Raw genomic sequence first — 21,599 nt, 5'->3', positions numbered from 1 at the left:
GGCAAAAAGTTGTTATCCAAATGCTTCGTTGAGATCAGGTAAATGCCCGAGTTGATGTAAGGTTGTGATATGAGAGCGTAATGCTACGGCAAACGTAGGATTTTCAAGGTAAGGAATACCAAACTCTTCGGCAGTTTCTTTGACAATGTGCGAAATGGCAGGGTAATGTACGTGCGAAATTTTTGGGAAAAGATGGTGCTCTACCTGAAAATTAAGCCCACCTACGTACCACGAGAGCAACTTATTATCGCGTGAAAAATTGACCGTTGTATTCATCTGGTGAATTGCCCAATCATTTTCAATTTCTCCTTTCGAGTTGGGTTGTGGGTGTGTAGTTCCTTCTACTGAATGGGCTAGTTGGAAAATCGTCGTCAAAATAATCCCGCCAATAAAGTGCATAAGTAGAAAACCCGCGATTAAAGTTTGGGTTGGTACTTCAAATACGAACAAGGGAATCCCAAGAAAAACGGCGAAATAACCGATTTTAGACAAAATAATTTTACTTAAAATGACGATGTTTTGAGTACGGGTATTGGTATTGACGCCGTTGGTGGTATAGGTAAAAAAGTTAACAAAATCTTTGGCGGTTACCCAGTATAGGGTCAAGATTCCGTAAAAAAGAAAAGCGTATAGCCACTGAAACTTGTGGAAAGGCTTGATGGGTGTGTGTGGCGAAAACTTGAGGACAAGTTTGTCTTTAACGTCTTCATCAAAGTGAATCACATTGGTGTACATGTGGTGTAGGACGTTGTGCTGCAACTTCCAATTGAAAGGCGAGCCACCTAGCATGGTCAGATAAATAGCTCCCATCCATTCGTTTACCGTTTCATTTTTTGAGTAAGCACCGTGGCAGGCATCGTGCATGACACTCATGCCAATCCCAGCAAGCCCAATCCCCATCAATGCCCAAAGCATCATACTTACCGCAAACGGAGGCTGGAGGAGTAAAAACAAACAAAATGGAACGACATAAATCGCCGTAAGTACTACTGTTTTGACAATCAGCGTCGTGTTGGAATATTTAGAAAGATTTTGATCTTTGAAATACGCGTCAACTCTTTTTTTGAGGGTAGAGAAAAATTGGTTTTTGTCTTTGTTAACGAAACGAATTTTTTTAGCAGGATTCACAATCATTAATGGAGGTTTAGAGAATTTAATTTTGAAGTAAAGGTAGATACTTACGGCCGTAACTTCTAACGTTCGATAAAAATAGCTCGACACTCAGTATAGAAAATGATTTTAATCGTATGAAATCGTGACAAAAAGCCTGTACTTTGCGTCACAACAGAAACATACGAAAACAATGAAAAAAGTACTAATAGTAGCTATTTTGGCCTGGTTGGCTAATTACTCAACACAAGCACAGACAGTATTGCCAGGTAAACAAGACATTGACAAGTCCACTTTTGAAGGGCTGTATGTCACAACCAAAATTGAAGAAAAATACTTGGGTCAGTACTGGGAGTCGTATTTGAAGCAATACGGCAAAGTCAGTAGCTCTCGCGGAGGCGTGTATCGGGCACCGTCGGCTAATATCAGCAGTGTTTCGTCGTCGCCCATTAATTTGTCGAGCCAAGTTTCGTCTAAGAAAGGGCTTTCACAAGTATTTATTTACTTGGATTTGGGAAATGGTTCGTACGTGACACAAGGCACCAAAGGCTACGCAGAAGCTGAGTCATTTTTGAAGAAATTTGCCGAAGATGCCATTTTGTATGATGATGCTCGCGTGGCAGAAGAAGCCATGAAAGAGTCCGAAAAATCGTTTTCTAAACTAACTCGCAAAGGTGAATCACTCAAAAAAGACATTGAAAAAACTGAAAAAGAGCTCGCTAATCTCAAGAAAGATTTAGAAATCAATCAGAAAGATGTAGCAACGTCACAAACAGACCTAGAAACGAAGAAAAAGGTGTTTGAGGACGCCAAAGCCAAAATCCCCGCAAAACAATAACCGTGAAGAGGTTGCTAAATCGTGAAGAGGGTTGCTCACAACCCGACGAAAACCGTGAAAAGGGTTGCTCACAACCCGACCAAAATCAAGAAAGCCAGCGATTTAGAGCAAATCGTTGGCTTTCTTGTATTCGCGGGGTGTTTTGCCCGTCACAGCCTTGAATGTTTTGGTAAAATGAGAAAGGTTATTGAATCCGCTGCTGTAACACGCATCTGTCACAGACTGGTTTTGAACGAGCAGTTTGCTTGCTTGTTTGATGCGGTATTCGTTGACAAAATCGGTAAAGGTCATTTGGGTGATTTTTTTGAAATACCTGCAAAACGACGGGACTGTTAGGTTGGCCAAATCAGCCACAGTTTGAACATCTATTTCACGTTGATAATGTTGCTCAACGTACCCATAAATCTGCCGAATACGTGCTTCTTCGCGGTGGCTGTGCTCGTAGCTAATGCCGTTGATTTTTAGTAGATTATATTCTTTAGAGGTAGCAAGTTTTTGCAAAATAATCAACAGTTGAATCAGGCGCTCAAAGTGACTGAGCTGGGGGAGTGTAAGCATAAGATTAGCGACTTCTTGTCGGGTTTCACCATAAAAGTTTAGCCCCTTTTTAGATAATTCAAAAAGGCGATTGATGTCCTGTAATTCAGGACTTTGAAGAAATGATTCACCAAGAAAGGTATCGCGCAGCTGCACCACAATTTCTTCGTGTTCGTAGTTTGCACCGTATCCAAAATTAAGGTGCGGAACATTGGGGCCAATAAACATCAATTCTCCTTCTTCAAAATGCGAAAGGTGTTGTCCAATGTGCCGTTTCCCAGAGCCTTTATGGATATAAACAATCTCGTATTCGGGGTGCTGGTGCCAAAAAAAACGGTCTTCGTGCGAGCGCCAATGCAGTACTTTGAACGAACTGCCTCGGTCGGGAGTGATATTTTCGTACTCGGTTTTCATGCTTGATTGTCGCGGGTTGTCGCTCACTTTGTATCAAAATGATAATTAAGCACAAATTAAGGCAAAAAACGAATAATAATTTCGTTTAGGATTTACAGATATTTGCAATCACATTACAAATGTTGACTTTTCTCACAAAAAACCTACGATGATATAGAGAGCGGCTTAGGCCGCTTTTTTTATGGCCTTTATCTTCAATTTGTGATGTTGGCTTTGACTTGTATCTTTGTAAGTGTTCAAAAAGTGCCCTTACCATTTTGGGGATAATGAACACTTGGTTAAGGTGTTTGTACTGCATTTAGGAGTGTATGAAAGTCTCTACAAGTCAGCCATTTGCGATTGTTTACTCGCTGTTTCAGCATCAGTATCTTGGGTATTTGTTTGGTTCATATATGGTCCAAATCAATTCCAAAAATGAACTGACGTTGCTGAATCAGATTGTCTCTACCAAAAATGTCAACGAATTTGCAGCTGGTTTAGATACTGTTGATTTTGAGTTAGTTAAATTGATTGAAGATACCCAGCAAGATCATATTCTCAAGAAATTCAATCCAAAAAAACTGTCGGCGTTCGACTTCTTTCAAAAGGTATATGACCCCCAAAAAGGGGATAAATTGCTGCAAGAGACCATTAGTGATTACATTGAGCGGCGAAAAGTTGAGATTCTTGACAAGTTGGCGGGGAAACGGGTATATGTGATGGGGAGCGATAATAATCCTGCATGGATGCCCATTGAACGAATGCCCGACAAAGCCAAGGTGTTTTTTCATTTTGTACGAAACGAAGAAAATACGCATTATTTTCCCATTCTAAAATACGACACAGAGCGGCTTCAAATTAGGCATCGCAACGCCATGTTGATTTGTGACGAACCAGCTTGGTTGTTGATTGACAATAAGTTGTACCATTTTGATAAAAGCGTGGACGGAAAAAAAATCCGCCCGTTTCTCTCAAAGAACCATATTATTATTCCGCGAAATGTAGAGGAACAGTATTACCGAAAATTTGTTGCCCCCCTGATTGCTAGTTATGAGGTTTACGCCCAAGGGAAAGGCTTTGAAATCAGGTATGAAAAAGAGTCGGTAGTGCCTGTATTAACAATTACTGAACAAACGACGTCGGTTAAATTGGGGTCGTTGACGATGTTCAATGCGCAGGACAACTCGGAGTCTGCCTTAGTAGCCGAAGATTATGACCAGAGCCAAGTGGTTTTTGAGTTGTCGTTTCAGTACGGTCAGTTCAATTTTAAGTTTGACAGCTTTGCCAATCATGCCAACGTAAGCCTTGAAAAACAAGGCGATGATTACATTTTCCATAAAGTAAGACGGAACGTTGGGTTTGAGAAAAATATCCTTCTTCGCCTCAAAGAATGGGGGTTAGTAATGGGGCAAGGTCGAAGTGTTGTGTCTAAAAATCAGGCATTTGAGTGGATTCAGGCGCACAATATTACGTTGAAAGATGCAGGAATTCTTTTGCAGCAAACGGCAACGAGTCCAAGTGCCAAACGCTATTTTCTGGGTTATTCATCGATTGATATTACGTTTGAAGAATCGCGGGATTGGTTTGATGTGTATGCCAAAGTGCGTTTTGGAGAATTTGAAATCCCGTTTGTGAAGCTCAAAAACCTGATTTTAGCCCGAAAGCGAGAGTTTACTTTGCCCAACGGAGAAGTAGCGGTCATTCCAGAAACATGGCTAACGAAGTATTCTGAACTGTTTGCTTTTACCGAATACGATGCTGAAAACCATCAGCTTACGCTCCGAAAACACCATTTGGCGTTGGTGCAAGAGTATGCCGAAGATAGCCTTGCCAAGGTGGTGATGAATCGGAAGTTAGAAAAATTGCGTGATTTTGATGAGATAGATGCGCAGCCACTTCCTGAGGCGTTTGTAGGAACGTTGCGCCCATACCAAAAGGCAGGTTACGATTGGATTATTTTTCTGAGTCAGTACCGTTTTGGGGGCTGTTTGGCCGACGACATGGGCCTCGGAAAAACCGTGACCACCCTAGCCATGTTGCAGCGACAAAAAGAAATGGGGGCCGACCGCCCGTCGTTGTTGGTGATGCCAACTTCGTTGTTATACAATTGGGAATTGGAGGCGCGTAAGTTTACGCCGCAGCTGCGGGTGTTGGTTTATAAAGGTACCTACCGCGAGAAAGATACGACCCGTTTTGATGATTATGACCTCATTCTGACATCTTACGGCATTGTTCGTATTGATATCGAGCTTCTCAAATATTACCGATTCAATTACGTCATCTTAGACGAATCGCAGGCGATTAAAAACCCTTCGTCGCACGTGACAAAGGCCGTGATGCAGTTGGAATCGAATTTTCGACTGATTCTGACGGGAACACCGTTGGAAAACACGACGATGGATTTGTGGACGCAGATGACCTTTGCCAATCCTGGGCTTTTGGGTAGCCAGTCATATTTTCGTTCACATTTTCAGGTACCGATAGAAAAACAAAACGATGCGCAACGTACCCAAAAGCTATATGCCCTGATTAAACCTTTTTTGCTTCGTCGGCATAAGTCGCAGGTGGCGTTAGACTTGCCACCAAAAGTGGAAAGTGTTCATTATTGTGAAATGTCGGAAGAACAAGAAAAACGCTACGAAGAAACAAAGTCGTACTACCGAAATTTTATTTTGGAACACATCGAAGAGGAAGGAATGGCCAAGTCGCAAATGGTGGTTTTACAGGGATTAACCAAACTCCGACAACTGGCCAATCACCCCCGTATGGTGGACGAAACGTACGACGGAGCATCGGGCAAATTAGAAGAGATAGAAGCGAAACTGGAAGAATTGGTCAGCGGGGAGCACAAGGTGTTGATTTTTAGTCAATTTGTGCGTCATTTGGCTATTTTGGAAAAAACCTTGCATCATCAAAAAATAAAGTATGCTTACCTCGACGGTAGCACTGTCAATCGACAAGCACAAGTAGAGTTGTTTCAGCAAGACGAATCGGTGAAGGTGTTTTTAATTTCGTTGAAAGCGGGTGGGGTAGGGCTTAATCTCACGGCCGCCGACTACGTCTTTATTTTAGATCCGTGGTGGAATCCTGCGATTGAAGCCCAGGCCGTTGACCGCGCCCACCGAATTGGCCAGCAGCGCACGGTTTTTACCTATAAATTTATTACCAAAAATTCGGTAGAAGAGAAAATATTGGATTTGCAGCGAAGTAAGCAAAAATTGTTCAATGAGTTGATTACCAATGAAGAAGGGTTCGTGAAGTCATTGAGCAAAGAAGATATTTTGGAGTTGTTGGCCTAGCGAATCAATACGAGTTTTCCTCTTATAGCGTGTCCTCGGGGAGTTGTTTGGATGATAAAAGCATAGTTCCCAGCGGGCAAAGGTGCTTCGTTGTAAAAGCCGTCAAATATGGCTTTCTTGGCTGAATCAGAGTAAAAAATAGCTTCCCCCCAACGATTATAAACAGAAACCGTCGCTTCGGGAAATTCTTCCAAACCACGTATCAGCCAAGTGTCATTGACGCCGTCGCCGTTGGGACTAAAGGCGTCAGGAATATGGATACCTTTCATGATACCAATGGTAATTTTGTCGATAGCAAAACACCCATTAGCATCGGTTACTTTGAGGGTATAGGTGGTGGTTTTGTCGGGAGAAGCCGTCGGAGAGGCAGTTTGCGTGTTGTCTAGGTCAGTGGGGGGGCTCCATTGGTAGGTGTAGCCCGAAATGCCGCCATTTTTGTTTAATTGAATGCTGCCATTCTCGGCTAAGTCTTGGTCGGTGCCAAGTTCTAAAGTAGGCCCAGCTAAGACTTCGACCGTGTGTGTGGCCGAACCATCTACACACGTACCAGCCTGTTTGAGCGAATACGTAATTTCGTGTTTTCCTGCGCCTGCTTGTTGTGGGACAAATTTATTGGGTGCAACAACCCCTTTTCCGCTGAAAGTACCGCCTGCGGGCGTGGCAATCAAAATGAGGGCTGTTGTATCGTTACCACACCGTACAGGAATGGGCTGTATCCCAATCGAAGTAGCGGTAAATGCCTTAATTTCTACGGGTTTAGATTGGCCTGTGCAATTGTTAGCGTCGGTGATTTTGACTGAATAGTTTCCTATTTGGTTGATAATCAAAGAACTGTTGGTGGCATTGGAAATAGGCAAACTATCAAGTAACCATTGATACGTTACATTTTTTTCGGAGGAGGTTGCTGTCAAAGTGAGTGGCGTGCCTGGACAAAATAGCCCAGATGGGTTGGAAGAGGTAGCAACGACGCTTGGATTGGGTACAATCTTGATGGCTGTAACCGACGATTCTCCTGCGCTACAAGCACTTTTGCGGGTGACTTTTACTTTGTAATTGCCTTGGTCTTTGACAACCAATACCGAGTCCTTGCTTCCTAGCAGAAGTTGATCATCTTTGTACCACTCAAATGACGTGTTTGGAAGATTGGTACCCGCGTTGAGCTGCACCGATTTTCCTTCGCAGAGGGTGGTTGGTGCTGTTACATTTGGCCGCCCGACTTCGGAGACGCGAATGACTGCGGGGGGAATAGGTGCACATTCTTCGACCTCAATTTGATACTCACGGTAGGTTTCGCTGAGTTTTACTCCCGAGCGACTGTGTTGGAGCAAAAAACCAATCGAATAGACACCCGCTTTGGTAGGCTTGGCCGAAATAGGGATATCGACTTGCCCATTATCTCTTGAAAAGAGATTTGGAGCAATCGAAGGGATGTAAAAATTACCTCCTGGGAGCATCTGATTTTCTGAAAAGCCTGCTTTCCATTCCACTTTTTGGTAAGGAATTGAGCCGTTGGCTCCCGTAAATGGGGCGGTATTTGAGAGAACTAAATTAAAGCTTGACCGAGTGAGTCCCGATTTTAGTGGTTCTGAAACCACCTGAAGGCTAAAGTTGGTCTCTTGGTTGGCACAAAAAAAGTTGTACGATTGGGGCACCCACTGCGGGGTGGTTTTTCCTGCTTCGGCAGGCTCAAAATATTCCCATAAATAAGCGGGCGAAAACCAATGGTACAGAACAATCTGGGAGGAAACAATGTTGTCAGTGGGATTGCGGGGGCCAACGGGGTTGTTTACTATGTAGTAGCCTTCGGGGTCGTTAAAATCTTGGGGTTTTAAGACCAAATTGTAATTGTAGCGGACAAATAAATACTCGACTTTTTTACTTTTATCACAAGAGGTAGAGGAGCTAGAAGCACTGACATCGTTACTTTTGTCGGCCGTATATTCTTGCATGAGTTGGTTGTCTTTTTTACGATACACCCCAAACCGAAGCTGGGCGGGAAGGGCGTCGTAGCCTGCTTTGTCCGTAAAAAAAGTGCAACCTACCCCGTAAGCATAAGGAATATTATTATTGATGGTACGACGGTCTATTTGTCCACCGTAAATACGTTGGGCGTATGCCGAGCCAAAACTGGCCAATAAAACGAGAAAAAACCCAACAAGATTGCGCATTACTTTGGTTAAGGACTATTATTAAAATCAAATGTATCTAAAAATCTACTAACAGTTAGTAGCCAACCAGTTATTAAGTTTTTATGCAACCACTTACGCTCGACTTTTATCAAAAATACGATACGTTAACTCTCGCCCAAAGGTTGCTTGGTTGTACGTTGGTACATCAAAGCCAGGATGGCACTACCGCAGGCATCATCGTTGAAACGGAGGCTTACTTGACAGGCGACCCCGCTTGTCATGCGTATCGAAGGAAAACAAAAAGAAACGCTGCAATGTTTGGCCCTGCGGGAACAGTTTATGTGTATCAAATTTATGGAATGCACTATTGTGTCAACATCGCAAGTAGCGACGAGGGCGTGGGTGAGGCGGTGTTGATTCGAGCTTTGGAACCAACGGAAGGCATGGAACTCATGGAAGAAAGAAGAAGCGATGGAGTGTCGAGTGCAGAGGGTAGAATGTCGAATGAGAAACCTATTCGACAGCCTGCACTCTCCCTTCGACACTTATGCAACGGACCCGCTAAATTAGTGAAAGCCATGGGAATTAGTATCGAAGAACACAATGGAACGTCGCTGTTGACGGGTAATTTAAAGATTTACCCTTCTGTACTAGAGGAGTTTGAGATGGTGACTACCACCCGAATTGGCATTACCCAAGGCGCTGATTTACCGTACCGTTTTTATGTGACAGGAAATCGCTTTGTGAGTCGTAAGTGAGGCAGAGGATTTATTTACTTCTGTGTAATAAAATTACATATTTTGGAATATATTTGTAAATGGTGGTAATTGCAAAATTAGCATTGGTAAAATTTGGAGAGAAACATCCCAATGCTCTCGTGCCATTAATGGAGTGGTATGATATTGTATTGTTGGCAGATTGGGGTCATTTTATGGACATTAGAATGATGTTTAATTCTGTTGATTTTGTAGGAAATGATAGATATGTGTTTAACATCAAAGGGAATCACTACCGACTTGTGGCTTTGATACATTTTTCAATACGAACTGTATATGTCAAATTTGTGGGTACACATAATGAATACGATAGAATTGATGTTTCAACAATTGATTATAAACCATGAAAATTGTAAATGAATATGAGTACCAAAAAGCATTTTTGCTTTTTGATGAACTAACGGCTGAAATGGTTGTAAATCCCGAAAAAAAAGTTGAGGCTCGTAGGGTAGCTGAAGCTATTCAAGCCTATGAAGCAGAATTTATTAAGTTTCCCCGACCGACCACACTTGCAGGAATGATTGAGCTCAAAATGTATGAAATGAAACTGAAACAGAAAGATTTAGCAGAGTTATTAGAAGTAGAGACGTCAAGGGTTTCAGAGATATTGAATGGGAAGCGCAAAATCACACTTGAAGTAGCTAAAAAGCTTCATACAAAATTGGGGATTGATGGTAACTTCATTCTTGAAGTTGCTTAAAATATGAATGAATCGGGCCAGTTGAAACCCGATTCAAAAAGCCTCTACAAACTGGCTCTGACGAGTTTAGCGCCGTCGCACATGGCTTTTAATTTTTGTTTAGTCGCCCAGCGCGCCGTCTGACTCATGCCGCAGTCGGGGGCAACGGCTAGTTTTTCGGCAGGGACGTACGGCAATACCTTCCGAATGCGCTCGGCGACGTCTTCGGGCGTTTCGATGTAATAACTCTTTACATCAATGACACCTACGGCCACGTCTAGTTTTTCAGCAAATCGTTCCAAAAGATGCACATCGGCAAAGTTGAGTACGGTCATTTCGGAATGCAGTTCATCGACGGTCATATCCAAAAAATCGGGTAGCATGGGAGCTAATGTTTTTTTTCCTACTGACCGACCTTTATAATTCCCAAAACAGAGGTGCATCGAAAGTCGCGTTTTCCCGACGGCAGGTGCAACGGTTCGGTTGAAAATATCGACAAATCGCTGGGTATCTTCGCGGTAAGCGTAACAACTCATGGACGGCTCATCCACGCAAATTTCGGGAACGCCCAGTGCCACCAATTCTTCAATTTCTTTCCGCACAAGGGGCAAAATAGCTTCGGTCACTTCCCAGCGGTCTTTGTACAAATGCCCTGGATTCAACCGCCCCGACAACGTATAAGGCCCAGGAATCGACATTTTTACCCGTTGCCCTTCGGGGGCAAGGCGTTTGAGCCGTTTGTATTCTTCCACCACTCCAAGTCCTTTGGGAGCTGTTAGGGGTTCTACGATGCTGTTTTTGCCGCGTTGATCGTGGGCAGGTGGACCGTATTTTCGGGTTTCTGAGCTATCATTCTGGATTCCGTTGATGAAACCATAAAACGAGAGGTTAAAGTCAAGACGGGTTTGTTCGCCGTCGGTGATGACGTCAAGTCCTGCGCTTACTTGGTCGTGGATGGCTGTAATCACGGCATCGTCAATCATTTCGGCGATGTCGGCGGGGCCAAATTTGTCGAGGTTCATGCTCGCAAATTCGAGCCAACCTGGAAAAGGCATCGAGCCAACGACGGTGGTTTTTATGGGATGAGGTTGCATGTTTCTGAGTTTGAGGGTTTACTGTTTCGGGTTGTTTTTTCATAGCCATTGGTACATGACATGGGCATCGACGAGCCCAAGTTGGGCGTGTTGGTAGGCTTTGGGAAGGGTGCCAACAATATCAAAGCCGCATTTTTGCCACAACCGAACGGCAGTTGTATTGGTCGAAATAACGCAGTTGAACTGCATGGCGAGAAAACCTAATCGTTTGGCTTCAATGATTGAAAAGCGACACATTTGCTCAGCAATGCCGCGCCCACGGGCGTCGGGATGAACCATATAGCCTGCATTGACAACGTGACTCCCCAAATCGGGCTGGTTGGCTTTTAGAAAAAATGTACCTACAATTTTGCCGTTATTTTCGGCGACATAGGCGTATTTTTCGGAGTCATACCAAATCCCCAACATTTTTTCACGGGATGAGTCTGGCGCGTACATGTAAGTATCTCCCGCCCGAATCACAGGCTCAATAATACTCCAAAGGGCTTCTTTATCGGTTGGGAGTACGGGGCGAATTTTTAAGGTCATGGCGTTAGAGTAAATCACTTACATAGCTAGGGACGCCTACTTGTTGGTACATTTTTGCAAGGCGGTGGGCGTGCTCATCGTAGGCTGCTTCAAACAGTTCGACGGCGCGTTCGCTACCGACAACTGCCGCTGCACTTAGCACCTTAGGTGGACGCCCTGCCTGGGTAAGAAGTTGGGCAGTTTCAGCTTTAAGGCAATTGACAATCGCCGCCCCGCCTACCGTCGAACCAGGAGAAACGGGTGTGTCAAGGCCATCAACCGTAACCATAGCATCGCCCACGGGTGCGCCTGTATCGAGTACCAAATCGGCAAAATCGGTTAGTTTTTTTCCATCCGTGCGCTTTGATGAACTGGCTTCGGAGTGTTCTTTAGTGACTAAAGCGACAACTTTAATGCCGTTTTTTTGGAAAATTTCGGCCATTTCAACGGGTACGATGTTGGTGCCCGAAGACGAAATCACCAAGGCGGTATCTTGAGAGGATAAGTCAAAATTTCGTAAAATGCGGTCGGCCAAACCCGAAACATTTTCCAAAAACATGGCTTGGCGTTGCCCGTTGGCACCCACCACCAAATTGTGAAAAGTAAGAGACAACTCTACGATGGGATTAAAACCCGCAAAAGAACCGTAACGAGGCCACATTTCTTCGACCATAATTCGGCTGTGACCACTACCGAAAACGTGTACCATGCGCCCTGCAAGGATGCTGTCGGCAAACCATTGGGCAGCTTGTTGGATGTGGGGTTGTTGTTGTTGAATAGTTTGTAAAATGTGCTGACATTTACTTAGATAAACTTCGGTAACAGTCATGTGAAAATAAGGTTTAGAACGCGGATTGAACGGGTTAAAGGGATGATAATGCAAAGCCTGCGGCACCAATCGCCCCTGCCATGTCCCCAAATTCGGCTTGAACGATGGGGGTTTGTTTGCCACCAGGACGCCATTCATAAAGGTCCATAAATTGGCGTAAAGGTTCAAACAAGGCATCGTCAGATAAGGTGATTCCTCCTGCGAGGACGATGAGTTCGGGGGATAAGGCATTGACAAGCGACGACAACGCCACGGCTAATTTCTGGACAGACGAAAGCCAAACCAAACTCGCCCAAGCGTCGCCTTGGCGGTAGGCTTCGACCAACGCCCAAGTGGAATCAAATTTTCCTTTGCTTCTTTTTTGAATGGAATAATTGCCAATGGCGTACTCCAAACTCCCTGGAGCGCCGACGATGCTTACTTCGTCGTCGGTGGCATGGAGGGACAAGTGACCAAGGTGTCCCGCCATTTGACTAAGTCCTTGATAGAGTTTTCCTTGAATAAGAATCCCGCCGCCAACGCCCGTGCCTAGAGTGAGTAAAACTACATTTTGAAGCCCTTTTGCTGCTCCAAACCGAGCTTCGGCCATCAATGCTGCGTGGGCGTCGTTGAGAACATAGGTTTGTTGCCCAAAATAGGTACTCCAGTCGAACTTCTCTAGCCCTGCCAAACGATTGGGAAGAAATGAAATACAAGAATTATGGGCGTCGGGGAGGCCAGGCGCCGACAGTCCAATGGTATCAACGGGGGCTTGCCAATAATTACGCAAGTAGGTAACCATTTCTAGTACATTTTCGCGCCAAAGCCCTTCGGTATCGTCTTGCGTTGCCACGTAATGTTGCTTCAAGATTTCTCCTGCTTCATTGACCAAAATGCCCTTGACATTGGTCCCTCCCAAATCAATACCGATGGCTGTTTTCATTTTTTTAGTTTTGGGTTTCCTGTTTTTAAGTTACCAATGACTCAAGGTAAACACATAGGCCACATAGAATTTTCACATAGCACACAAATCTAAATGTCTATGTTTACTATGTGTTTATTCTACTGTATTCTATGTGTTAAAAAGAATGCTGCCAAATCAATAGACGCTACCACTTTCCCTCCGTCACCGACCAGCCGCCGTCCACCGACAATAGTTGCCCAGTGGTAAATTTAGAATAATCCGACATAAAATAAACGGCAGCCCCATCGAGGTCAGTGGGTTGCCCGTTGCGGCCGCCGTCGAGGGGCTGTTTGGTTTTGATAAAATCCATGATGAGCGTGTTTTGAGAAGCACGTTGGCTCATGGGAGTTTCTACCAATGCGGGGGCGAGGACGTTGACCCGTATATTGTCTTTGGCATAATAAGCCGCAATGGACTTGGTAAAGCCAATAATAGCTGATTTTGTCGCCGCGTAAGCATGGGTGGTAAAGTACGTAGGAGAGGGTGAAAAACCGAGTACCGAACCCACATTCAAGATAGCACCTCCCGTTTTTTGGGCTAAAAATTGACGTACCGCAGCTTGGTTAGAAAGCATCAACGAGGTAAGATTCAATTCAAACGTTTTGTTCCAGCCTTCCAGCGTAAGCTCGTGCAAGGGGCCATCGCCAAATTTTCGTCCGCTTCCTCCCGCGACGTGGTACAGCCCATCAAAGCGCCCGAAGGTATGAATCGCTTGGGTAATGGCGTAGGGAGCCGTACTTTCGTGCGTGGCATCGGCCGAGATTACCATTGCCGAAGGCCCCAGCTGACTTTGGGCTTCGTCGCAACTTTCGGGGTTACGGCCAACAACTACCACTTGGGCGCCGTGCCGAATAAACGCCCTCGCCGCCGAAAGCCCGATGCCCGTGGTACCGCCAATGACGACAATTGTTTTCTGGTCGAGCCATTTTTCCGTAACCATGCCTAATTTTGTGCTATTGTATTGTTAACTTATTATAAAGAGTTGAATGGGTGGTTTTCTAATCAATCATTTCCCCAAAACTTAAAAGAACTTGGTAACACAAACACGATTTGAGGAGGAAGTAAACGCTTTTTTGTCTTTCCAAAAAGGCCAAAAACTACCTGTTTTGGGGGAAATGTTTCCCTGTCCAGTGCTCTATTTTCCTGAACGTCTGCTGGCGATTCACCTCATTTCGTTGGAAAAAACAAGCCTACTTTCACCTGATACTTTTGTAAAATTGAGTGATGTTTTGGCCGCCGAAGGCATCAAAGTGATTCATTTGTGGGAAGATGTGTGGCATTCCAAAAAAGAGGTGGTTCAGTCGAGGCTGCGGGCGGCGTTTGGTATCTCTCAACGCATTCCAGCCCGTCTTACAAAGGTTCGCCGAATTGATAAACCAACCTTAGAGCGGTTTATGGACGTTCATCACTTGCAAGTTTCGACCAATGCGAAGTTTAAATACGGTCTTTTTTTGCCTAAAAATTACCAGCGCATTTTAAAAGATGACAGCCCTGCAACACTGTTTTTGACCCAACAAATGACGATTCAAGGAGAAGCATTAGTCGCTGTAGCGTCGTTTAGCGGGGGAAAAAATATCCTAAGAGAAGGGAAAACGTTCCGCTCATTTGAGTTGATTCGTTTTGCCAATCATCTTGACTGCACGGTGGTAGGGGGATTGGATAAATTGCTGAAAGCCTTTGTGACTGAATTACAACCCGACGATATTATGACTTACGCCGACCGCGATTGGTCCGACGGTAGAAGTTACGAACGATTAGGTTTTGAACGAATGGAGGCGACACCTCCACATACTTTTTGGGTCAATCCAGATACCTGGGAACGGTACTATGCCGAGCGACTTTTGTCCGAAAAAATGGGGCTTCATTGGGTAAAAGTATATAATTCAGGGAATTGGAAGTTTTTGAAAAAAATGATTTAGTGTTTTGCGCGCCGATGTTCTGTGGGTAAAAAACTGTGCTAAATTTTTTATGCAACCGCATGGCCTTTGAGTGGGTTATTTAACGTATTTTTAGGTGCTTATCTAAACCCCTAGAATTCTCCCTTTTTGTTATGAAACGACTGCTACTTTTTTGCTTTGTACTTCTTCAATTTCAGGCCATTGCCCAGTTAAAGTTTGCCCGCTTATTTTCAAATCACGTGGTTCTTCAACGCCAAAAACCAATTCCTGTATGGGGGTGGGCCAAACCTAAGGAAAAAGTCACGGTGACGCTGGCCAACCAAAAACTTTTGGCTACGGCCGATGACGCAGGAAAATGGAGCGTAAAATTTAAACCTATGGAAGCGGGTGGCCCTCATCGGTTGGTGGCTACTACGCTCACTGGAAAAGTCGAAGTGGAGGATGTGTTGATGGGTGAGGTGTGGTTGTGCTCGGGGCAGTCAAACATGGAATGGCCTGTCAAACAAGCCGATAATTTTCGCCAAGAGAAGAAAAATGCCAATTTTCCCCAAATACGCCATTTTTACGTAGAACATAACGTAACGATGGACCTGCAAACCGACCTTGTCTCGGGTGAGTGGAAGGTGAGTAACGAAGAAAACGTGGGCAATTTTACGGCTGTCGGTTTCTTTTTTGCCAGAGAATTAGCCCAAAAGCTGAACGTACCCATCGGCTTGCTTCATTCGTCGTGGGGAGGTTCGCAAATCGAAGGGTGGATTAGCAAAGAAGCCATGCAAACCAACGACGAACTGAAACCCTACGCCAATGCCCTCCCCAAAACGTGGGAAGAGGCCGATGCGCAACTCGACCGCCAAACGCGTAAACAGTTGCTAGGCAGTGAGGCGGAGGTTACGATGGCCGACGAAAAAAAATATACCGAAGCGGGATACGATTTCTCAAAATGGCGCTCAACGGGGACTCCTTTAGGGGCGTGGGACTGGAAAGGGATTTGGATGTTTAGGGGCAAAGGTTTTATGGCCAAAACCATCGACATCCCCGAAGATATGGTAGGGCAAAGCACGACGTTGGGATTGGGCATTCAAGATAGTTTTAACGAAATGTACATCAATGGCAAGCTGGTCTATGCGGGTATGATGCAAGGAGTACGCAAAATAGCCCTTCCCGCCGATGCGTGGAAAGCTGGCGCCAATCGGCTTGTCATAAAATTTGGGAATATGATTGAGCAACCGTGGTATGGTTTGGGGGTAAATGGTACGCCTGATGATTTGTTTGTCAGCTCCAAAACCGCCAAAGTAAGCATTGCTGCCGATTGGTATCTTTTGCCTTCTTTTGCCGAACCTCATACGTATAACCACAGTTGCAACAACGTCGGGACGACGATTTATAACGCCATGATTGCGCCGCTCATTCCGTTTGGCATTCGGGGGGCGCTTTGGTACCAAGGTGAGTCGAATGCGGGGCGCGCGTACCAATACCGACAGTCGTTTCCGTTGATGATTGATGATTGGCGGCAGCAGTGGGACGACGATTTCTCGTTTTATTTTGTGCAATTATCAAGCTATGGTGGCTATCAAAATAGTAACAACGGAAGCAATTGGGCCGAACTCCGCGAAGCACAGACCCTGGCACTTTCCCTTCCCAAAACGGGCATGGCCGTGACGATTGACGTTGGTAACCCGAAAGATATACACCCGACCAACAAACAAGATGTAGGTCACCGCCTGGCGCTTAATGCCTTAAAAATGGATTTCGGGCAAGATGTTTTGCATACTGGACCCGTGTATGATTCGGTAAAGTTTGACGAAGACAAGGCCGTTGTTTCTTTCAAAAACGTGGGAGAAGGGCTGATGGTAAAAGATAAGTTTGGGTACGTCAAAGGCTTTGAGATTGCGGGCGAAGACAAAGTTTTTCATTATGCCAAAGCCGAAATAATCGGCGATAAAGTAGAGGTATATCACCCCAAAGGCGTGAAGCCTATTGCGGTGCGTTACGCTTGGGCTGACGCTCCCGAAGATGCCAATTTGTTTAACCTAGAAGGACTCCCCGCAGGGCCTTTCCGCACCGACGACTGGAAAAGCAAAACCGAAGGACAAAAGTTTCAATGACAAACGAGGGGCTAAGGTATCAAAATTCGCCCCTCATCATTCCAATAGCCTCCGATGGTAATTGACCTGCCCCAAATGATAACTAAGATGAGCGACAAGGTGGATGAAAAAGTACTCAGTGGTGGTTTTGGTTTCCAACACAAGTTGCGGGTATTCGGCTTGGTAGTCTTCGTCGGTAAGGGTAGCCAACGATGTTCTGATGACGTCGATGGTGGTGTCGATGTCGTTGAGAATTGTTTCTCTAGCGATGTTTTTGGCACTAAATTCCAACGGACGGTTGCGAACGTAGCCCGTTTTTCCAATTTCAGCCCCAATGTACGTATTGAGATTGCCAATGAGGTGCAGCGCCAAATTTCCCGCCGAATTAGAAATCTGCTCAGCGACTTTCCAGATGTTTTCTTCGTTTTTGTAGGCCAAAAGCTCCGCTTTCAGTCGGCGTAAATCCCGTTCAAAAAGCGCGGTTAAGGTTGTTGAAAGCATATCGGTATATGATTTTGTGGTTTGGTTGGGTTTTGAGAAACCCTTTGCACGTTTCACGGGGTTATAAGTAACCCCTGTTTCGGTTGTGAGCAACCGAAAACACATTTGGGCGTTTGCCCTTTGCTACTTACCCTTTGCCTCTTGCCCCTCGCCCTTTACCCCTCGCTACTTCCCGCTTCGTTTAAAATATACATAAGCACCGCCGCCTAAGGCCAAAAATAGCAAACCCGCGATGGCTTGCTCAGGCTTTTCGATGAGGGTATTGACTACCACAAATGCCGACATGGCCATAAAAATCAATGGCGTGATGGGGTAGGCCAATGTACTGTAATTGCGGGAAAGTTTACGCTTGCGAAAAGTAAAAATAGTAGCCGCTGTCAAAAAGAAAAAAGCGGTATCGACAAACACAACGTAAGTGATGAGGTTAGAGAATGTTTTCCAAAAGATAAGCAACAAAATCGTCCAAAACGACTGAAAAATAATGGCCCAGAAAGGCGTTTGGAAACGGGGGTGAATTTGGGCAAATTGCTTAAAAAACAGTCCATCTTCGGCCATGGCAAAGTAGATACGAGGCGCCGTAAGAATATAAATGCCAATCGTGCCAAGGACCGAAAGTACAATCAGAAACGAAATAAATTTGGCGCCTAAGCCCCACACGGTCGAGATGGCTTCGGAGGCCACGCCCGTTGAAGCCGCTATTTTTTCGATGGGGAGGAGTTTGAGGTAGGCTACATTGATGGTGACGTAGGCCAAACACACAATGCCGATACCGAGCAACATCGCCCTGGGAACTACGCGGTCGGCGTCTTTTACTTCGGCCGCAATGAAGGTCGCGTGCTGATACCCGCCGTAGGAAAAAGAAACCCCAATAAGGGCTAATCCAAACGACGAGACAAGGGGTAATTGGTAGGAATTGGTAGTCCAAGTAAAATCAAAAAGACTGAAATCTTGGGTGGCCATCAAAAACCCAATCAAGACCACAATGGCAATACCGATAAGTTTGGCAGAGGTAAAAACCGACGCAAAAAAACTTCCCCATTTAACTCCCAGTACATTCATAATGGTCAGCAGGGTGATGGTCATAACGGCCACAATGAGCTGTGAACTTTCTGAAATGGGAATGAGCTCATTAAGATAAGACGTAAACACCAACGAAAGTGCCGCCAATGACCCCGTATTGATGACCAGCAGCATCGACCAGCCGTATAAAAATGCAGGAAGGTCGCCAAACGCTTCCTTGAGAAAAACGTAAAAACCACCCGCTTTTTGAAAGGAAGAAGAAATTTCGGCGAAGGTAAGCGCCCCACAAAGTGCTACGAAGCCACCCACTACCCAGACGCCCAACATCCAGCCCGTGGTGGGTAAATAACCTGCGATTTCGGACGGTGTACGAAAAACCCCCGAGCCTATACTCGACCCGACGGCAATCATGGTAAGACTAAAAAGCGTGATTTGTTTTTGTAGTTGTTGCGACATGGGGCTAAAGGTTAGGTTTGTTGCTTTTGAAGCGGCCTCTTATCTAAGGAATCATCGCTGAAAAACTACTATTCAATCCATTAAGGGGTTTTTAATTCAGAATTAATGACATATTAATCTTTCAACCGCAGTTTTGCCTCGAATCTTTTTAGACCAAAATGAGGCGTACACTGTTTTTAGCAGCTTTTTTGCTGCCTTTTTATTGTTTTGCCCAAGACGCGCTTCGGCTTTCACTCAAGCAAGTCGATAGTCTGTTTTTACAAAATAATCTCATCCTTCTTTCGGAGCGGTTTAGGATAGAAGCCAGCAAAGCGGCTGTCATTCAGGTCCGTTTGTGGGATAATCCGACCCTTTCTACCGAATGGAATGCCTATAATCCTGATAAAAAACGGGTGTTGGACGTGGCCAAAGGTGGACAAAAAATCGTGTCGATTGAGCAAGTGTTGCTGACGGCTGGTAAACGTAGCAAACAGGTAGCCTTGGCCATCGAAAATGCCCAAATGACCGAATACGAATTTTTGGACTTACTCCGCACGCTCAAATTTGAGTTGAGAAGCAGTTTCTTTGAAGTGTTTTTTCTTCAAAATACCCTCAATCGTTACCAGCTTCAAATCAATACGTTACAGACGACGGTCACTGCTTTTGAAGAACAGTACGAAAAAAACAACGTCTCCTTGCGGGAATTACTTCGTCTCAAAGCCCTTCTATTTCAGCTTAATAACGATAAAACAGAAATTCTTTTTCAAATTGCGGAGAAGCAAAAAGGGTTGAAAACTTTGCTCAATACCAACCTTCAAATTGTGCCATTGGTAAACGAAGCGGAGCTGAATCGCTATTTTCTCAATGGCTACACGGTGGCAGCGCTCAGTGAATTGGCACTTCAAAACCGAGGCGATGTCAAAGTGGTGGAATCGCTCAAGCGGCAGGCCGAGTTAAACTACACACTCCAGAAATCATTGGCGGTGCCAAACCTCCGTTTGGGAGCAGTGTATGACCAATCGGGCAGTTATGTGAACCATTATACGGGCATCACCCTTGGAGCCGACTTGCCTTTTTTCAATAAAAACCAAGGGAATATCAAAACGGCAAAAAGCTTGATTGAGTACCAAAAAGGAGTGCAAAACCAGAAAACCAACGCAGTGTCTAACGAAGTAGCCGAGGCATTTCAGAAGGTGCGCTACGTCGAAAACATGGTGCAAAGTGTGGATGGCAAATTCACCGACCAATTTGAACAACTCAACAAAGGTGTCGTCGAAAACTTCCAAAAACGTAACCTTACGCTGCTCGAATTTATCGACCTCATCGAAACGTATAGTGAGAGCGTTAAGGAATTGAACCGCCTCAAAGCCGACCGAATAGGGGCATACGAAGAACTTAATTTTACTGTAGGACAAGAACTTTTCAACTAAGAAAAATGAATAAAGCTATCATAGGAGTACTGGTGCTGGTGGGTGCTGTTGTGCTCGTTTCGTGCGGAGAGAAAAAAGAAGCTACGGAAGAAAAAAAGGCGTTTTCATTGTCGGATACGATGATGAAACGCATTGAGTTGGCCGATGCGGGCATGGCACCTGTTCGTAGCGAACTGACACTGGTAGGAAAAATCAGTGCCGACGAAAACCGCGTCATTAAGGTCTATCCGTTGGTGGGTGGAAATGTGGAGTCGGCTACTGTCGAACTCGGTGATTATGTTCGCAAAGGCCAAGTGTTAGCCACAATTCGGTCGGGAGAAGTGGCTGATTTTGAGCGACAAATGATTCAGGCGCAGTCGGAAGTGTTGGTGGCCGAAAAAAACTTAAAAGCTGCCGAAGAACTGTTTGAAAGCAAACTCAACTCGCAACGAGAGGTCAATGTTGCCAAAAAAGAAGTTGAAAACGCCCAGGCCGAATTGAACCGCATCAAAGAAGTTTTTCGCATTTATGGCCTTGGGAAAAGTACGCATTACGTCGTAAAATCACCGATTGACGGTTTTGTGATTAGCAAAAATATCAACCCAGGAATGCAGCTTCGTTCCGACAACGCCGAGCAGATTTTTACCGTGGGCCAAATCAGCGAAGTGTGGGTAATGGCCAACGTGAACGAAAGCGATATTCCCAAAGTGAAATTAGGGATGATGGCTGACATTCAGACGATTAGTTATAAAGATGAACTCTTTCATGGTAAAGTTGATAAAATCTACAATGTGCTTGATCCCGAGTCAAAAAGTATGAAAGTGCGTATCCGACTCGACAACAAAGGGTACAAACTCAAGCCCGAAATGCACGCGACGGTGTCGCTCAAGTTTGATGAAGGAGGGAGTATGATGGCCATTCCAGCCAGTGCAGTCATTTTTGACCGTAGTAAAAATTGGGTGATGGTGTTTAAGAGTCGCACCCAAATCGAAACCCGTGAAGTGACTGTTTACAAAATGCTAAACAACGTGGCTTATGTGCAGGCAGGGCTGAAAGAAGGGGAGAAGGTTATTTCAAAAAATCAATTATTAGTGTACGACGCACTGAACGACTAAATT

19 protein-coding genes are annotated in these 21,599 nt (G+C 44.9%); 9 read left to right on the top strand and 10 right to left on the bottom strand.

The features are described 5' to 3' along the window. Positions 1-12 precede the first annotated feature (12 nt). The gene (locus tag DTQ70_RS15940; protein WP_122931728.1) at positions 13-1,134 is read right to left on the bottom strand and encodes an acyl-CoA desaturase; all 1,122 of its coding nucleotides are present in this window, start codon (positions 1,132-1,134) and stop codon (positions 13-15) included. Between the two features lie 169 nt (positions 1,135-1,303). Between DTQ70_RS15940 and DTQ70_RS15935 the strand changes: the two genes are divergently transcribed. Further along, positions 1,304-1,948 carry a hypothetical protein gene (locus DTQ70_RS15935; RefSeq protein ID WP_122931727.1) on the top strand — a complete coding sequence of 215 codons (645 nt, stop codon included), beginning with the start codon at positions 1,304-1,306 and terminating at the stop codon, positions 1,946-1,948. A gap of 102 nt (positions 1,949-2,050) precedes the next feature. Here DTQ70_RS15935 and DTQ70_RS15930 read toward each other — a convergent pair whose 3' ends face one another. Further along, positions 2,051-2,899, bottom strand: a complete 849-nt coding sequence (locus DTQ70_RS15930) for an AraC family transcriptional regulator (RefSeq protein ID WP_122931726.1) — start codon at positions 2,897-2,899, stop codon at positions 2,051-2,053. A gap of 308 nt (positions 2,900-3,207) precedes the next feature. Here DTQ70_RS15930 and DTQ70_RS15925 point away from each other — a divergent pair, with 308 nt between their 5' ends. Continuing rightward, positions 3,208-6,177: a DEAD/DEAH box helicase gene (locus DTQ70_RS15925; RefSeq protein WP_122931725.1), complete on the top strand. Its 2,970-nt coding sequence runs from the start codon at positions 3,208-3,210 to the stop codon at positions 6,175-6,177. On the opposite strand, the gene DTQ70_RS15920 is transcribed toward DTQ70_RS15925, so the two are convergent. Next, positions 6,174-8,345: a gliding motility-associated C-terminal domain-containing protein gene (locus DTQ70_RS15920; RefSeq protein WP_122931724.1), complete on the bottom strand. Its 2,172-nt coding sequence runs from the start codon at positions 8,343-8,345 to the stop codon at positions 6,174-6,176. The two genes, DTQ70_RS15925 and DTQ70_RS15920, sit on opposite strands and share 4 nt — an antisense overlap. Positions 8,346-8,428: 83 nt before the next feature. Between DTQ70_RS15920 and DTQ70_RS15915 the strand changes: the two genes are divergently transcribed. The 3 genes from DTQ70_RS15915 to DTQ70_RS15905 are packed head-to-tail and all read left to right on the top strand — an operon-like array spanning position 8,429 to position 9,782. Then, complete coding sequence (locus tag DTQ70_RS15915; RefSeq protein WP_122931723.1) at positions 8,429-9,064, top strand: DNA-3-methyladenine glycosylase; 636 nt, start codon at positions 8,429-8,431, stop codon at positions 9,062-9,064. A 59-nt stretch (positions 9,065-9,123) separates the two neighbouring features. Then, positions 9,124-9,429, top strand: coding sequence for a type II toxin-antitoxin system HigB family toxin (locus DTQ70_RS31270; protein ID WP_122931722.1), 306 nt, complete (start codon positions 9,124-9,126; stop codon positions 9,427-9,429). Continuing rightward, positions 9,426-9,782 (top strand): type II toxin-antitoxin system HigA family antitoxin, encoded by a 357-nt coding sequence (locus tag DTQ70_RS15905; RefSeq protein ID WP_122931721.1) that lies wholly within the window; start codon positions 9,426-9,428, stop codon positions 9,780-9,782. The genes DTQ70_RS31270 and DTQ70_RS15905 overlap by 4 nt, the downstream gene beginning before the upstream one ends. Before the next feature lie 44 nt (positions 9,783-9,826). Here DTQ70_RS15905 and DTQ70_RS15900 read toward each other — a convergent pair whose 3' ends face one another. From DTQ70_RS15900 to DTQ70_RS15880, 5 genes are all read right to left on the bottom strand, one after another. Next, entirely contained in the window at positions 9,827-10,855 is a 1,029-nt protein-coding gene (locus DTQ70_RS15900; RefSeq protein WP_122931720.1) for a cobalamin-independent methionine synthase II family protein, read from the bottom strand. Between the two features lie 39 nt (positions 10,856-10,894). After that, positions 10,895-11,383, bottom strand: a complete 489-nt coding sequence (locus DTQ70_RS15895) for a GNAT family N-acetyltransferase (RefSeq protein WP_122931719.1) — start codon at positions 11,381-11,383, stop codon at positions 10,895-10,897. A 4-nt stretch (positions 11,384-11,387) separates the two neighbouring features. After that, entirely contained in the window at positions 11,388-12,191 is an 804-nt protein-coding gene (locus tag DTQ70_RS15890; RefSeq protein ID WP_122931718.1) for a sugar isomerase domain-containing protein, read from the bottom strand. 34 nt (positions 12,192-12,225) lie between these two features. Next, positions 12,226-13,113: an ROK family protein gene (locus DTQ70_RS15885; protein ID WP_122931717.1), complete on the bottom strand. Its 888-nt coding sequence runs from the start codon at positions 13,111-13,113 to the stop codon at positions 12,226-12,228. A 166-nt stretch (positions 13,114-13,279) separates the two neighbouring features. Then, entirely contained in the window at positions 13,280-14,074 is a 795-nt protein-coding gene (locus DTQ70_RS15880; protein WP_122931716.1) for an SDR family NAD(P)-dependent oxidoreductase, read from the bottom strand. Positions 14,075-14,165: 91 nt separating this feature from the next. On the opposite strand from DTQ70_RS15880, the gene DTQ70_RS15875 reads away from it, so the two are divergent. Together DTQ70_RS15875 and DTQ70_RS15870 are read left to right on the top strand one after the other, a co-directional pair. Next, complete coding sequence (locus tag DTQ70_RS15875) at positions 14,166-15,053, top strand: hypothetical protein (RefSeq protein ID WP_122931715.1); 888 nt, start codon at positions 14,166-14,168, stop codon at positions 15,051-15,053. A 131-nt stretch (positions 15,054-15,184) separates the two neighbouring features. Further along, on the top strand, positions 15,185-17,137 hold the full coding sequence (locus DTQ70_RS15870) for a sialate O-acetylesterase (RefSeq protein ID WP_122931714.1): 1,953 nt from the start codon (positions 15,185-15,187) through the stop codon (positions 17,135-17,137). A 36-nt stretch (positions 17,138-17,173) separates the two neighbouring features. On the opposite strand, the gene DTQ70_RS15865 is transcribed toward DTQ70_RS15870, so the two are convergent. Then, complete coding sequence (locus DTQ70_RS15865; protein WP_122934434.1) at positions 17,174-17,617, bottom strand: DUF1572 family protein; 444 nt, start codon at positions 17,615-17,617, stop codon at positions 17,174-17,176. 165 nt (positions 17,618-17,782) lie between these two features. After that, on the bottom strand, positions 17,783-19,093 hold the full coding sequence (locus DTQ70_RS15860) for an APC family permease (RefSeq protein ID WP_122931713.1): 1,311 nt from the start codon (positions 19,091-19,093) through the stop codon (positions 17,783-17,785). A gap of 158 nt (positions 19,094-19,251) precedes the next feature. On the opposite strand from DTQ70_RS15860, the gene DTQ70_RS15855 reads away from it, so the two are divergent. Further along, positions 19,252-20,502 (top strand): TolC family protein, encoded by a 1,251-nt coding sequence (locus DTQ70_RS15855; protein ID WP_122931712.1) that lies wholly within the window; start codon positions 19,252-19,254, stop codon positions 20,500-20,502. A 5-nt stretch (positions 20,503-20,507) separates the two neighbouring features. Further along, entirely contained in the window at positions 20,508-21,596 is a 1,089-nt protein-coding gene (locus tag DTQ70_RS15850; RefSeq protein WP_206019529.1) for an efflux RND transporter periplasmic adaptor subunit, read from the top strand. Positions 21,597-21,599: the final 3 nt, after the last annotated feature.

Origin of the sequence: Runella sp. SP2 (genome assembly GCF_003711225.1) — a bacterium.
In the GTDB taxonomy this organism is placed as follows: domain Bacteria; phylum Bacteroidota; class Bacteroidia; order Cytophagales; family Spirosomataceae; genus Runella.
This window is presented reverse-complemented; position numbering and strand designations above follow the sequence as displayed.